Consider the following 13,596-nt stretch of genomic DNA (forward strand, 5'->3'; position numbering starts at 1 on the left):
GGCGGGGGCAGGCCCCCCGGGGTCCCCCTAGGGGATGTCACAGCTAGGCCGCAAAGGGCCCCGGTTGCCCCGGCCCTCACACCGCACCCACATGGACCAGGTACGTTCGATACGTGGCTGGATTCAGGATCGGACGCGGCCGGGACAACCGCACACCGCAACAACACCCGCAGCGGCAACAGCCGTACGGCACGCAGGCACCGCCGCCGCCGTACGGCCAGCAGTCGTGGCCCCCCACGGGAGGCGGCGGCACGCCGTACGGCGGCCCTCAGGGCGCCCCGTACAGCGGCGGGCACGGCGGCAACGGGCACGGGGGCGGCCAGGGGCGCGGAAGCGGGGGCGGACACGGCGAGCCGGAGTACTTCGGCGATCCGTACCAGCAGCCCGCCCGCCAGGACCCCTACGCCAACGCCCCCGGGCACACCCAGGCGTTCAGCATCGACGAGGACCCCTACGGCGACGGCAACACCTACCAGGCCGGCCAGGCCCCCGCGCACCCGTCGGGGCCCCGCCTGCACTGGAAGCAGCTGCTGAGCGGCCTCGTGCTGCGCCCGGGTCAGACGTTCTGGCAGATGCGCGACTACCCCGTCTGGGGCACCGCCATCGTCGTCACGTTCGTGTACGGGCTGCTCGCGCTGTTCGGCTTCGACCAGGCCCGCGACGAGGCGATCCACGCGGAGGTCTCGACGGCCGCCCCGTACGTCGTCTTCACGGGCATCGGCTTCGTCATCGGCGGCCTGGTCCTCGGCGCCGTCACGCACACCCTGGCCCGCCAGCTCGGCGGCACGGGGGCGTGGCAGCCGACCGTGGGCCTGTCCATGCTGATCATGTCCATCACGGACGCGCCCCGCCTGGTCTTCGCCCTGTTCCTCGGCGGCGAGAACTCGCTGGTGCAGATCCTCGGCTGGATCACCTGGCTGGCCGCCGGGGCCCTGTTCACCTCGATGGTGAGCAAGTCGCACGACTTGCCGTGGCCGAAGGCGCTCGGAGCCTCCGCCATCCAGCTGATCGCACTGCTCTCGATCATCAAGCTCGGCACGATCTGACCGGACGCCCACACGTGAGGGGCCGCGGTGCTGCACGCACCGCGGCCCCTCACACGTCTGCCCCACACACGCCCGGAGCGCGGCCTACGCGTCGAACACCTGGCCCTCACGCCGCACCACCGGCTTCTCGACGCTCCACGGGAAGTTGATCCACTGATCGGTCTTCTTCCACACGTACTCGCACTTCACGAGCGACTGCGGCTTCTCGTAGATGACCGCGCTGCGCACCTCGGCCACATGGTCGATGCAGAAGTCGCGGACCAGCTTCAGCGTCTTGCCGGTGTCGGCGACGTCGTCGGCGATGAGCACCTTCTTCCGCGTGAAGTCGATCGCGTTGGGGACGGGCGCCAGCATCACGGGCATGTCCAGGGTCGTGCCGACCCCCGTGTAGAACTCCACGTTCACCAGGTGGATGTTCTTGCAGTCCAGGGCGTACGCGAGCCCACCGGCCACGAAGACCCCGCCCCGCGCGATACTCAGCACGACGTCCGGCTCGTAACCGTCGTCGGCGATCGTCTGCGCCAGCTCACGCACGGCCCGGCCGAAGCCCTCGTACGTCAGATTCTCCCGCGTCTCACCAGTCATGCGGCATCACACCTGAGTCCGATGGAAGTTCATGAACGAACGCGAGGCGGTGGGCCCCCGCTGACCCTGATAACGCGACCCGTACCGCTCCGACCCGTACGGGAACTCGGAAGGCGAGGTCAGCCGGAACATGCACAACTGCCCGATCTTCATCCCGGGCCACAGCTTTATCGGCAGCGTCGCCAGATTGGACAGCTCCAGCGTCACATGACCGGAGAACCCGGGATCGATGAAGCCGGCCGTCGAGTGCGTCACCAGCCCGAGGCGCCCCAGCGAACTCTTGCCCTCCAGCCGCGAGGCGAGATCGTCGGGCAGCGAGATGACCTCGTACGTCGACGCCAGCACGAACTCCCCCGGATGGAGGATGAATGCCTCGTCCGCCTCGGGCTCGACCTGACGGGTGAGGTCGGCCTGCTCCACGGCGGGATCGATATGCGGATAGCGGTGGTTCTCGAACACCCGGAAGTAGCGGTCCAGCCGCACATCGATGCTCGAAGGCTGCACCATCGAGGCGTCGAACGGGTCAATGCGAACCCGCCCGGCATCGATCTCGGCCCGGAGGTCCTTATCTGAGAGAAGCACGCACCGAGGATACGCAGAACGCGCGAGCCCGCCCCAACCGGACCGCCCGCGCGCCTGCTCCCACGCCCTTTACCGCCGTACCGCCACCACCGGAACGGCCTGCCTCAACCGGGCACAACGCGGGCAGCGCAACAACCGCCCGGGGCCGATCCGCGCGGCCCCGAGCTGCTGCATCGGGAACGACGAGGTAGCGAAAACATGCCCTTCGGCACAGCGGACGACGGTGCGTTCCATCGACTCCATCAAGTCCCTTCCCCAACCAGCCATGGACGAGACCGCCACATTAGGGGATGAACAGGGCGCCACTCCAGGCGGCACTCCGCCCACCCACGCTACGCCCCCAACTCCCGCCCACCACACCCGCGTCCACCCTCCGCACGACCGACAGGCCCCAGGGCGCATTCGCCGGGGGCCTGCGATGGGGTAGAGTGTGCGGCGTTGCACTGCCGATCATCGGCGCGCTTCGCGGGTGTAGTTTAATGGTAGAACATGAGCTTCCCAAGCTCAGAGCGCGAGTTCGATTCTCGTCACCCGCTCCATGAAAAAGCCCCAGGCCAACGGCCGGGGGCTTCTTTGCTGTCTGGACCAGTTCAGGCACCTCGTGTCATATCCATGCCAGACACATCGCCGCTCAGCGCGTAGAGGCCCTGCGGGCCGAATCGATCGGCCGCGTTCTCGAACCGGTGAGCGCGACAATCGCACGACCTGTCGCACGAGCTGAAATGCACAGGAACCGGCACGCACAACAAAGACAACGGGACCCCCTGGCACACTCGAGCCTCAGCAACCCCGAACTGCACCAGGGGCCCTGCCTTCATGCACAACAACCGCGGAATCACCGACCTGTCAGCCAGCTCGGTCACACCGCACTCAAGATCGATAGGGCAACGGCCGCTTGTGATCCGTTCCGGATCGGTGGCCTGGGGCGAAGGGGCGGATGTGGGCATGTTGGAACGGATCTGTGCTCCGTCCTCCGGGTGAAGAGCCTGCGGCACCTGCCCGTTGACGCCGAAGACCGGCGGTCGTACCGTCCCCGTACAGAGATGTGACCATCGTTCATACACGAGGACATGGGGTGGGGTCGTGGGGCAGCGCAAGGTCGTGGTGTCGGGTGGCGGTACGGGGATCGGGCGGGCGGTGGCCGAGGTCTTTGCGGCGGACGGCGACCACGTCGTCCTCATCGGGCGGCGCGAGGAGCCCCTGGAGAAGGCCGCCGGAGAACTCGACGCCGCGCATGGTGCGGGAACGGCCTCCTGGGTCGCCGCCGATCTGAGCGATCCCGGCCAGGCCCGCAGAGCCGTGGAGTTCTGCACTGCGGGCGGCGCGCAGGTCGACGTGATCGTCGCCAACGCTGGCGGCAACGTCGCACCGGCCCACGACGGCACCCTCGAAGGCGTCGCGGACAGCTTCCGCCGCAACTTCGAGGCCAACGTGCTCACCGCCGTGCTGCTCACCGAAGGATTGCTGCCCCACCTCACCCGGCCCGGCGGGCGGATCATCCAGATGTCGTCCATCGCCGCGCTGCGCGGCCCCGGTTCGTACGGCGGCTCCAAGGCCACCGTCAACGCCTACACCGTCGACCTGGCGCAGAAGCTCGGCCCGCAGGGCATCACCGTGAACGCGGTCGCTCCAGGCTTTGTCGCCGACACCGAGTTCTTCGGCGACCGGGCCACGCCCGAGTTCGTCGCCGCCCGGACCAAGCAGTCACTGACGGGCCAGGCGGGCCGCCCCTCGGACATCGCCGCCGCGGTGCACTACGTGGCGTCACCTGAAGCGGCGTACATGACGGCGCAGATCGTGCATGTGAACGGGGGCGCAACACTGGGGCGGTGACGGCTCGTCACTGGTTCGCAGCCGTCCCGCACGCGACCAGCCCGACTCCGCACTCGCTGCGCCGGCAGGGAGGTCTCGCCATTGAAGATCGTTAACCTGGAAGTCGCTGGTCGCCGGCGGGAGCCGATGGTGACCCGTCTGTCAGCGGGGGCTTCGTGGTTCGTAAGAACGAGCAGTGCCCGCAGCAGCGTGGTGGCGTCGCGGGTGTCGAGGCGGAGCTTGGTGAGGATTCGCCAGCTTTTCACGTGGGAGATGGCGTGTGGCGTCCCCTCCATACTGCACGGCGACATCACGGAGAGTGGCGATGGTCCGTATTGCACAGGCCACCGCGCGCATACTCCAGTATGCTCGGCGTATGCCCTCCACGACTCGCATCACCGTCACGCTCCCCAGTGACCAGGTGGCGGAGCTCCGCAAGCTCACGGACAACGTCTCCGGCTATGTAGCGGAAGCCGTGGCCCGCCAGATCCGCCACCAGCTTCTGGGCGACGACCTTCGCCGGCATGAAGAAGAGCACGGACGCTTCACCGACGAGGAACTCGCCGAGGCCCACGCGAAGATCTTCGGCTCCGCCAGCTCCTCCACGGGCGCGGACGCCGCGTGAGCGAACGCATCGAAACCGTCGTCCTGGACTCGGAAGGACTCTCCGCCTGGATCGCGCAGGACCGCAAGCTCCTCGCGATGCTGCAGGTCTTCCACGACATGGGAGCCGACCTGGTGATCGGGGCGAACACCATCGTGGAAGTAGCCCACTCCCGTACCAACATGCCCCGCATGAACTGGGCCCTGTCCCGGCTCAAAGTGGAGCCCGTCACCGAGCAGGCGGCGAAAGCGGCGGCTGAGCTCCTCAAAGGCGCCGGGCTGCACGGGCACAAGTACGCCATTGACGCCACGGTCGCCGAGGTCGCGCTCCGCCAGCCGAGACCCGTCGCCCTGCTGACGTCCGACAGCGATGACATGGCCAAGCTTTGCGGCAACCAAGTCCGCACCATCGCCCTCTGACCAGTCGGCCCGCCCCGGAGCACGCGTCGCACTGCCAGCTCTCGTGCCCCATCCGTGCCCAGCAGAGCGGACAACCGCGGTCAGATACGGCTCCCAGAGACCGAGAGTGATTCACCCGCCCAATCCGAAACCGCAGGTCAGAGCCCCTCCAGCAGCCCGAGAACCGTGGACTCCCATGCTCAGAGCGCGAGTTCGATTCGCGTTACCCGCTCCATGAAAGAGCCCCCGGCCAGCGGCTGGGGGCTTTCTTGTTGTTCAGACCGGCCTGACCATCCCGTACCACCTCCGCACCTTGACCCCCTTCTCGCTGTTACCCCCTTCCCGCTGTTCAGCGCCCTTCCGCCCGGCCATCACGCCCCGAGCCTGGCTACAAACAACATCTACAAGGCGAGTCCGGTCTGGCGCGTCGGCATGCGTCGACTGCCGGAGGCGCGCGGACGCAGCCCTGTCACGCACACCTCCCGGCACCCGGCGCCCGCCACTGACGTCGATCAACCCCGGGAGCCGGCGAGTTGGCGTGCCATAACACGGGCCCACTGCGTGCAAGCCAGCCTTGATCTTCTCCCAGTCTCACGGGACGTCGGCAACAACCGCGAGGAAGCATTGCATTTGCGCAACTTTCATTTAGGAAAGTAACCTGCCTCTGCGGAGAACGAACGATCGGCGAGGTGGAACCTGTGAACGGATTCGTTGGGCGTCGTACGGAGCTCGGCCTTCTTGATGACCTGCTGGCCCCTGTACGGACCGGCGGACGCAGCGGGCGGCCCGGGCGCGCCGTACTGATCCGAGGGCGCCGACGCGTCGGCAAGTCCCGGCTCGTGGAGGAGTTCCTGGAACGCTCCAGGCTTCCTCATGTCTTCTTCACCGCAGTAGGCGGCTCGAAGGCCGAGGACCTGGCAGGATTCGCCGCCGAGCTCGCCGTCTCTCCACTCCCCGACGCCGGCCGCGTCGCGGACTTCGCCACCCCGCAGACTTGGGACGCGGCTTTGAGCCTGCTCGCCAGTGTCCTACCTCAGGACACGCCCAGCGTGGTCGTGCTCGACGAGATGCCCTACCTCGTACGCGAGGACCCCACTTTCGAGGGCGCGCTGCAGAAGGCATTCGACCGGACGTTGTCCAGGCTCCCCGTACTGCTCGTCCTCATCGGCTCGGACATCGCAATGATGGAGCAGCTGAACACCTACGGTCGCCCCTTCTACCAGCGTGGCACCGAGATGGTCGTACCTCCGCTCAATCCGACCGAGGTCGCCGCCATGCTCGGCCTCCCGCCGGCTGAGGCGTTCGACGCCTTCCTGGTCTCTGGCGGCCTCCCGCTCATCCTTGAGGAATGGCCTCCGGGTGCCACCCTCTGGGACTACCTGGAGCAGGCGCTGGTCCGTCCGACGTCCGCCCTCCTCGTCAGCGGCGAGCGCACTCTGGCCGCCGAGTTCCCCACCGAGGCACAGGCCCGCACCGTGCTGAGTGCCATCGGACACGGGGAACGCACCTTCACCCTGATCGGCCGGGCAGCCGGCGACCTCAATCCAGGCTCTCTGAAACGTTCCCTGGAGCTCCTCACCAGCCGACGCATGGTGGCGGCCGACCTTCCACTGTCCACCAGGCCGAGCCGCGAGAGCCGCTACCGCGTCACCGATCCGTACCTGCGCTTCTGGCTCTCTTTCCTCGGGCCCGGCATCCCCATGATCGAGCGCGGGCGTGGAGACCGTGTACTCGAATCGATCCGCACCAGTTGGACGTCCTGGCGGGGCCGCGCCGTCGAACCTGTGATCCGCGAGGCCCTGTGGCGCCTGACCGACGACCGGCTGCCCGAGGCCACCAATGTGATCGGCGGCTACTGGACCCGCACCAACGATCCTGAAATCGACCTCGTCGGCGCCGACCGATCTCCTATCGCCAAGAAGATCACCTTCGTCGGATCCATCAAGTGGCTGGAGAATAAACCCTTCGACAACCGCGACCTCGCCCGCCTCGTCACCCACCGCTCACAACTGCCCGGCACCGACGACTCCACCCCCCTGCTCGCCGTCGCCCGCAGCGGAAGCAACGCCAACGGCATCCTCAGCCTCACCCCCGACGACCTCATCACCGCTTGGGCGTGACACGCCAAGGGCCGTTTCCCCGCAGTGACCGCGTTCCTGCCCCATCCGTGCCCTTCGGAGCGGACAACAGCGGTCAAGCCCGGTGCCCAGAGACCACATCGACCTTGCCCGGCCCGGCCAAACATGCAGGTCAGAGTCACTACAGCCGTATGAGAACCGTTGATAAGTTCGATTCTCGTCACCCGCTCCACGAGAAAGCCCCAGGCCGCCAGCGGCCGGGGGCTTCTTTGTATGCCGCACCTTGTCACCGTCCGGTCGGTCCCGGTGGCCTCTCCCTGGATAATCGAGGTATGGCATCACAGCCCAGTCTTTCCGATCTCCGCCGTGCCAAGTTCGCCCGGCGTGTGCCCGCAGCGCTGTCCGAGCTTGCAGGCCCCGAGCACGGCACAGTAAGCCTGCCGCTCCACCTGGCATGGTCGGGACTGACCACGTTCGACCTCGATCAGCCTCGACTGCGGATGAGCTGCTACCGCATCGTCCTGGCCGAGGGCCAGCACGATGATCTGGTCCGATATCTCAATCGCGGCCTCCTCGTCAGCTTGTGGCCCACACTGCGCACACTGATCAGCCGCGATGTTCGTGAAGTCTGGGAACGCTCCTTCGACGAGTTGGCTCGCAGCGCCCGGGCCGCTGCGTGAAATGTACCGACCTGCACCGTCGCTTGCTTGCAGATGTGCTCGCCGTAGGCGGTGCATACCCTCTGGCGCTTACCGGCGGCTACGCGGTTCAGGCCCACGGCCTGGTCGACCGGCTCAGCCAAGACCTCGACGTCGCGACCGAGAACCCCGATCGCATGGAGGACATCGCTGCTGCCGTGCGCGCTGGCCTGGAACAACGCGGGTGGCAGGTCAGCGCGCTCTGGAAACAGACCCGCTCTCCCACGCCTGATCGTCACCGATCCCGTCAGCCGTGAAGAGTGCGAGGTCGACGTCCTCAAGGAAGCACTCTGGCGGCCACCCGTACACACAGAGCACGGCTTGGTGCTGTCCCTCGAAGATGTCGTCGGGACCAAGGTCCGCGCACTCGCCGACCGCGGACTCGCCAGGGACCTGATCGACGTGCAGGCCGCTGCGGACCGCTGGAGCAATGTCGAACTCGAAGAGCTCGGGCGGCGCCATGCGCGCGACTCCTTCGAGCTGAGCGAGTTGCAAGCCCGACTGGGCGGATCCGACTGGATCGACGACACAGAATTCGCCGCCTACGGCCTCGACGAGCAAGCCATCACCGGGCTACGGCAGTGGGCACAGGCATGGGGCGACGACATCGGCGAACGACTCCAAGAACTGGAAGCTCCGCACGAAGACTGATGGCTGCATAGAGCCCGGGCGCTCAGCAGGATGCACATCAGGCTGCTCAGACCTCAGCGACCGGGCCCCATCCGTGCCCTTCGGAGCGGACAACAAGCGGTCAAGAGCAGTGCCCAGAGACCGCGCCAACCTCGCCCCGCCCAGACCAACATGCAGGTCAAAGGCACTGCGTCTGCCCAAGAACCGCTGATTCCCAAGCTCGGAGCGCGAGTTCGATTCTCGTCACCCGCTCTTTCACGAATCCCCAGGTCATGGACCTGGGGATTCGTCGGTGCCCGGACTTCCCCCGGCGTCGCGCACCACCTGCGCACCACCTGGCCCCTTGTTCTCGTGGGCTCGGGCGAGTATCGCTGTGGCGGCCACGACCTGGCGGAGTTCGGCACGTCGTGCAACGACCTCGACGTCCCTCCGAGCCTCAGCAACTCGCAGCAGGCGTGCTCGGTGCCCTCGACCGGGATGACCACCTCGACCCATCCGTCGTCACCGCCAGCGGTCGCGGCGGAGCCGAAGGACCTCGCCACCGCAAGGGCGAACGCTGCCGAGCAAGCGCCGTCATTTCCAGGGGGAAAGGCGGACGGTGGCTGTGCCGACATAGCAGCGGGCCTGGCAGTCATCGAGGTAGGAGACCCGGTACACGCCCAGGTCGAAGTCCTGCGGCCGGTCGAACCGCTCGTCGCCCAGCATGGGGAGGGGACCGAAGAACCCTTCGGTCCCCTCCCGCGTCCGGTCAGAGCCAGGAGTCCCAGATGCCGTACGCCGTCGATCGGGTCGCGGCCTCGACGCCCGAGGCGTCGAGGCGTACGACGCGGTAGTAGTACAGGCCGAGCCGGTCCTCGTGCACCGTGGTGTCCATGTGGAACGCGGCGTCACCCATCGTGCTCTCCGCCAGGGTGACGTAGGCGGCGGTTACGGGGTCCCAGCGCTCCACGCGGTAGCTCGCGAACCGGGAACAGTCCCCGAGTCCGGAGCTTTCGGAGCAGCCGACGTACAGATCCGGGTACTGACCCTCACGGACCTCGGTCTCCGTCCAGCCCGGCGGCCGGGTGTCGGGCAGGGTGACCGAGACCTCGGCGGGGTGGAGGGCGCCGAGTGGATCGTCGCGGTAATCGTCCATCGCGGCCACCTTGTAGACGTGGGTGGCGCCGTCCGGCACTGTCGGGCAGAGGATTTCGGTCCTGGGCAGGGAGCTGCCGGTCCAGCAGTTGTTCTTCCAGACCGTCTCACCGCTGTCCGGGTCGGTGACGCCCTGCCACGCGCGGTAGCCGGAGACGTCGGTGTCGGCGGGCGGCGTCCAGGTCAGCCGGACGCCGAGCGGGACTCGTTCCGCGGTCAGGTCCTGGACCGGGGCGGGACGCTGGGTGTCCGGGGTGGTCTCCGTGGCGGGCGGGCCGGCCTGCGACACGTGTCCGTACCGGTCGGTCGTCACGACTCGGTACTCGTAGGTCGTCTCCGACTTGCCCTGGACGTCCCAGCAGCTGCCGTTGACCTGTTTGCGGGCGGACAGAGGAGCATCGTCGTCCGCCCAGGTCCAGTACGTGTCCGGATCATCCAGCGCCTGGTCCACTGAGCTGTTCGGCTTGCACCGGTCCACGATGTCGGTCTCGCCGGTCGCGGTGTCGGTCCGGATGATCTTGTACGTGGGAAGAGGCCACTCGTCGACGGTCCACGGGTCGACGCTGCTCCACTCGACCATCACACCCTCGTCGAACGTGTTGGCAGTGGTGGTGAACGCGGGGATGGCCTCCGGACGGTCGGCCAACTTCAGAGTGATCTCCACCGGCGCCGCAGGGTTGCCCCTGGCGTCCAGCGAGCGCACCGCGTACCGGTAGCTGTCGGCGACGGCGGCCGACTGGCGCGGCACCACGTAGGTCCGGGCGGTGGGGCTCCCCTCGGGAAGAGCGTCGGCGTAGCCGCCGGTCGCCGGATCGTACTGGAGGACCTGGTACGAGGCGGCCCCGGTGACGGGCGACCACACCAAATGCGGAACGCCCGACCGGTACTCGGCACGGAGCCCCGTGACGGCGGCGGGCGGGGTCAGGTCGGGGGTGGTGAACGTCGTGGCGGCCGAGTACGCCGACCAGTTCCCGGCGGCGTCCCGGGCCCGCCCCCGGTAGGTGACCTTGCTGCCGTCGGCCCGGTAGCCGGTGTCGCAGATCGCACCCTTGGTGCCGGAGTGGACGGTGCTCCAGCGCTTCGTGGTCGCGTCGAGCCGCTGCATCTCGTACCGGGCGATGTCGGCGGCGTTCTCCGCGGTGGTGACCAGCTCCGGTGCCGCGTAGGGCTGGTCGGCCGGGCAGGCATCCCATTCGACGAAGGGCGCGGCAGGCGGCGTCCTGTCGACGGTGGTGACGAGCTTGTCGGAGCTGCCGCCGGATACGTGGCCCGCCTTGTCGACGGCCCGCACCTCGTAGTAGTAGGCCGCGCCGGTCTTGGGCAGCGCGCTGTCGGTGTACGACGTGGCGGTGGTCGTCGCGAGCTGCTTGCCGTACGGCGCGCCCTTCAGCCGCCGGTAGACCCGGTAATTCGCCAGGTCCATCTCCTTGCTCCTGGTCCAGGTGAGCTTGGCCGCGCCGGTTGTGGGGTTGTACGAGAGGGCCGCGCCCGTCGGGGTGAGGGGCTTGACCTTGTCGTAGGCGGCGGAGGTGCGCGGCGTGTAGGCGAACCTGGCGTTCGCGGAACCCGTCCAGTTGACGAAGTCGAAGCGGATCGTGTGCCTGCCCGCGGGGATCGTCAGGTTGACCGTCTTCTTGACGGTGGCGGAGACGTTCTTCCAGACGTTGATCTTCCGGACGCCATCGAGGTAGACGCGCATTCCGTCCTGGGCGGAGGCGGTGAACGCGAAGGGACCACCGGAGCCGAAGTCGCGCGTCACCGACCAGCGCACGCCGAAGTTGTTGGACGGCACGCCGGAGACGGGTGCTCCCTTGCCCCAGTTCTGGTCGATCGCGGAATCGCAGTCTGTCCTCTTCGGTGTGCCCGAGAACGTGGTGTTCGCGTAGAACTGCCGTTTGAAGACGGGGGAAGTACAGTTCACCGCCGCGGAAGCAGGTACGGCGGTGGCGTAGAGCACTCCGCCTGCCGTGGCCAGAACCAAGGCGGTGGCGGTCGTGCGTCTGGCTGGGTTCATCAAGTCCTTCAGTCCTGTTCGGCGGCCGATGTCGATCAGACGTCGCCGAACAAGACAGCTGAGAGGGCCGGTTGGTTGTACGAGCCTCGGCCATGACAGCTCAGACGCCGGGCACGGTCTCCGTAGCGACTCCCGTGCCCCATCCGTGCCCAGCAGAGTGGACATGAGCGGTCGAGCACGGCTCCCGGAGACCTCACCGCCCTCACCCGGACCACGGCCGGAGCGCGAGTTCGGCCCTCGTCACCCGCTCTGAGACAAAGGCCCAGGTCAGCGACCTGGGCCTTTGTCGTCGTCCAGACTCGTTCAGAGACCGCGCACCGCCTCCGCGCCACCCGGCCCGTTCTTCTGCTGGTCATACCGCTTCTCACGGGCAGCCCGGTGCGTCCGGTCCGACCCGCCGGCAGTCTCCCGCCGCCACTCGGTAGGGATGCCGGTGGACCTGCGCCGCCTTCCCGGCCTTCCTGCTCGACCACTTCCGGGCCGCGTCCGGTCGGGCCGGCCGCCGGGGCCGGCACGTGCGGCACGCCGGCATCTGCCCCCCGCCGTGCGCCGCTCGCTCGGCGACTCCGAAGTGCGACGAACCGGGCGCTTCAGGGGGCGCTCCGGTCGTAGCTGTGCCCCAGGTCAGAACGCCGAGGTGTAGGCCGCGAAGAAGGGCGTCTTCACCGGCGCTCCGCCGGGGTCGAAGCACGCCACGTAGAGCCGGACGGAGCCACCGGTCCTGTCCCACGGCTTGTACAGGCCGCAGTAGTCGGCGCTGCGTCCGTAAGCGGTGACGTGGGCGGTGTCCGACGGGACGGCCACCGACGGCAAGGTGACCGTGAAGGGCGCTCCCGAGCCACCGAGGCTGTTGGTGGCTCCGCTGGAGTTGTAGTTGGTCAGCGCGGGCAGCGACCCGTTGTACCAGAGGTACCCGAAGGACTTCGGCGGAAAGGCCGGCCCGTGTACCGCTCGCAGATAGGAGTAGCTCAGAGTCCACTCGGTGTCGTACGGCTTGTTCGACGCGTCGTAGCAGGCGACGATCACCGTCTGCCCCGCCGTGCCCGGTGTCCAGTCGGACACCTTGCACCGCGCTCCCTGCCGCGGGTCGACCGCGGTGGCCTGAAGGTCACCCGCGTAACCGGACAGCCCGAGAGAGGGCAGCCACGCCTTCCAGATGCCCGTGGCGCCCTTGCTCACCGCATTGGTGGAGCCTGTGGAGTTGTACTGGGTGAGTACGGTGCCGCTGCTGTCCGAGTTCACGTAGCCGTACGAACCGGAGGGTGTGGTGGGCAGGCCACTGCTGCTCGTGTAGAGAACCGTGAAGGTGGAGTTGTCCGGTGCGCCGCTGGGGAGGTAGCAGTTCACGTACACGTCCTGACCGGACCCCGCGGTCTTCCAGTCGGCGATCTGGCACCAGTGGGCGGCACTGTTCACCGCAGTGGCGTGGGCGACGCCACCCGGCCCGCCGATCAGCGGGAAATGCACCACGTACGAACCGAGGCCGGTCTGGTCGACCTTCACGGGGTTGGCGGACGGTGAGGCCCAACTGCCCCACTGGCGCGAGGGGTCGGGCACGTAACCTGCGGGCGGAGTCGCGTTGTCCAGGTATGCGAAGCCCCAGCGGTCGGGCACGGCGGCGTGTGCCGGGCCGGCTGCGGGAAGAGCTGCGGCCAGCAGAGCGGCCACCATGCCCAGAACGAGCGTCACGGCCCGGACGGGTCTGCTCGACAGATACGAGGTGCGGACGTGCATGGGCGTGCCTCCTGTTGATGAGGTCGGTACTGCCTGCGCGATCCGGTGCTTGAGTGCGATTGCCCGACACGTGCCGCAGGCCTGGGCTTCAGCCCTTCTGCGGCTCTTCGGAACGACGGGGCGCGTGCCCCGACGGCGTGCCGTGGTTCGATATTCGCTTCCAACTGTCCCAGAAGTAAGGTCCGGCAGGACGCCGCCGGTCAGCCGTTTCGGTGCTCGCCTCACCCGCCGCTGGGGCACGCGGGGTCACTCCGTTCGCTCGGTGCGCAGCGCGAACCAGA

Annotated in this window: 11 protein-coding genes, 1 tRNA gene and 1 pseudogene; 8 read left to right on the plus strand and 5 right to left on the minus strand. The window is 67.9% G+C overall.

The features are described 5' to 3' along the window. The first annotated feature begins 113 nt into the window (after positions 1–113). On the plus strand, positions 114–1,046 hold the full coding sequence (locus tag ABZ371_RS01845; protein ID WP_358672612.1) for a Yip1 family protein: 933 nt from the start codon (positions 114–116) through the stop codon (positions 1,044–1,046). Between the two features lie 84 nt (positions 1,047–1,130). On the opposite strand, the gene ABZ371_RS01850 is transcribed toward ABZ371_RS01845, so the two are convergent. Together ABZ371_RS01850 and dcd are read right to left on the minus strand one after the other, a co-directional pair. Next, complete coding sequence (locus tag ABZ371_RS01850; protein WP_358672613.1) at positions 1,131–1,631, minus strand: phosphoribosyltransferase; 501 nt, start codon at positions 1,629–1,631, stop codon at positions 1,131–1,133. Between the two features lie 6 nt (positions 1,632–1,637). Beyond that, positions 1,638–2,213 (minus strand): dCTP deaminase, encoded by a 576-nt coding sequence (gene dcd, locus ABZ371_RS01855; RefSeq protein WP_358672614.1) that lies wholly within the window; start codon positions 2,211–2,213, stop codon positions 1,638–1,640. A 465-nt stretch (positions 2,214–2,678) separates the two neighbouring features. On the opposite strand from dcd, the gene ABZ371_RS01860 reads away from it, so the two are divergent. The 7 genes and pseudogenes from ABZ371_RS01860 (at position 2,679) to ABZ371_RS01890 (ending at position 8,454) form a co-directional block, all read left to right on the plus strand. Further along, positions 2,679–2,752, plus strand: a tRNA-Gly gene (locus tag ABZ371_RS01860). A gap of 544 nt (positions 2,753–3,296) precedes the next feature. Next, positions 3,297–4,046 carry an SDR family oxidoreductase gene (locus tag ABZ371_RS01865; RefSeq protein WP_358672615.1) on the plus strand — a complete coding sequence of 250 codons (750 nt, stop codon included), beginning with the start codon at positions 3,297–3,299 and terminating at the stop codon, positions 4,044–4,046. A gap of 355 nt (positions 4,047–4,401) precedes the next feature. After that, on the plus strand, positions 4,402–4,650 hold the full coding sequence (locus ABZ371_RS01870; RefSeq protein ID WP_358672616.1) for a type II toxin-antitoxin system CcdA family antitoxin: 249 nt from the start codon (positions 4,402–4,404) through the stop codon (positions 4,648–4,650). Next, positions 4,647–5,048, plus strand: coding sequence for a DNA-binding protein (locus tag ABZ371_RS01875; protein WP_358672617.1), 402 nt, complete (start codon positions 4,647–4,649; stop codon positions 5,046–5,048). Before ABZ371_RS01870 ends, ABZ371_RS01875 begins: the two co-directional genes overlap by 4 nt. Positions 5,049–5,725: 677 nt before the next feature. Then, entirely contained in the window at positions 5,726–7,147 is a 1,422-nt protein-coding gene (locus tag ABZ371_RS01880) for a DUF234 domain-containing protein (protein WP_358672618.1), read from the plus strand. 290 nt (positions 7,148–7,437) lie between these two features. Continuing rightward, the gene (locus ABZ371_RS01885; RefSeq protein WP_358672619.1) at positions 7,438–7,785 is read left to right on the plus strand and encodes a transcriptional regulator; all 348 of its coding nucleotides are present in this window, start codon (positions 7,438–7,440) and stop codon (positions 7,783–7,785) included. Next, positions 7,782–8,454, plus strand: a pseudogene (locus ABZ371_RS01890) (nucleotidyl transferase AbiEii/AbiGii toxin family protein). The gene ABZ371_RS01885 and the pseudogene ABZ371_RS01890 overlap by 4 nt, the downstream one beginning before the upstream one ends. Positions 8,455–9,006: 552 nt before the next feature. Here ABZ371_RS01890 and ABZ371_RS01895 read toward each other — a convergent pair. The 3 genes from ABZ371_RS01895 to ABZ371_RS01905 all read right to left on the minus strand — a co-directional run bounded on the left by ABZ371_RS01895 (position 9,007) and on the right by ABZ371_RS01905 (position 13,315). Next, a complete protein-coding gene (locus tag ABZ371_RS01895) occupies positions 9,007–9,138 on the minus strand; it encodes a hypothetical protein (RefSeq protein WP_358672620.1) in 132 nt (43 codons plus the stop codon). Between the two features lie 43 nt (positions 9,139–9,181). Beyond that, complete coding sequence (locus ABZ371_RS01900; RefSeq protein WP_358672621.1) at positions 9,182–11,581, minus strand: PA14 domain-containing protein; 2,400 nt, start codon at positions 11,579–11,581, stop codon at positions 9,182–9,184. 624 nt (positions 11,582–12,205) lie between these two features. Further along, a complete protein-coding gene (locus ABZ371_RS01905; RefSeq protein ID WP_358672622.1) occupies positions 12,206–13,315 on the minus strand; it encodes a hypothetical protein in 1,110 nt (369 codons plus the stop codon). Positions 13,316–13,596: the final 281 nt, after the last annotated feature.

It is taken from the genome of Streptomyces sp. NPDC005899, from assembly GCF_040629645.1.
In the GTDB taxonomy this organism is placed as follows: domain Bacteria; phylum Actinomycetota; class Actinomycetes; order Streptomycetales; family Streptomycetaceae; genus Streptomyces.

Excerpts from the sequence above, each read along its gene's own strand:
- ABZ371_RS01850 (WP_358672613.1), bottom strand. The coding sequence starts at position 1,631 with ATGACTGGTGAGACGCGGGAGAATCTGACGTACGAGGGCTTCGGCCGG.
- ABZ371_RS01870 (WP_358672616.1), top strand. The coding sequence starts at position 4,402 with ATGCCCTCCACGACTCGCATCACCGTCACGCTCCCCAGTGACCAGGTG.
- ABZ371_RS01885 (WP_358672619.1), top strand. The coding sequence starts at position 7,438 with ATGGCATCACAGCCCAGTCTTTCCGATCTCCGCCGTGCCAAGTTCGCC.
- ABZ371_RS01895 (WP_358672620.1), bottom strand. The coding sequence starts at position 9,138 with ATGCTGGGCGACGAGCGGTTCGACCGGCCGCAGGACTTCGACCTGGGC.
- ABZ371_RS01900 (WP_358672621.1), bottom strand. The coding sequence starts at position 11,581 with ATGAACCCAGCCAGACGCACGACCGCCACCGCCTTGGTTCTGGCCACG.
- ABZ371_RS01905 (WP_358672622.1), bottom strand. The coding sequence starts at position 13,315 with ATGCACGTCCGCACCTCGTATCTGTCGAGCAGACCCGTCCGGGCCGTG.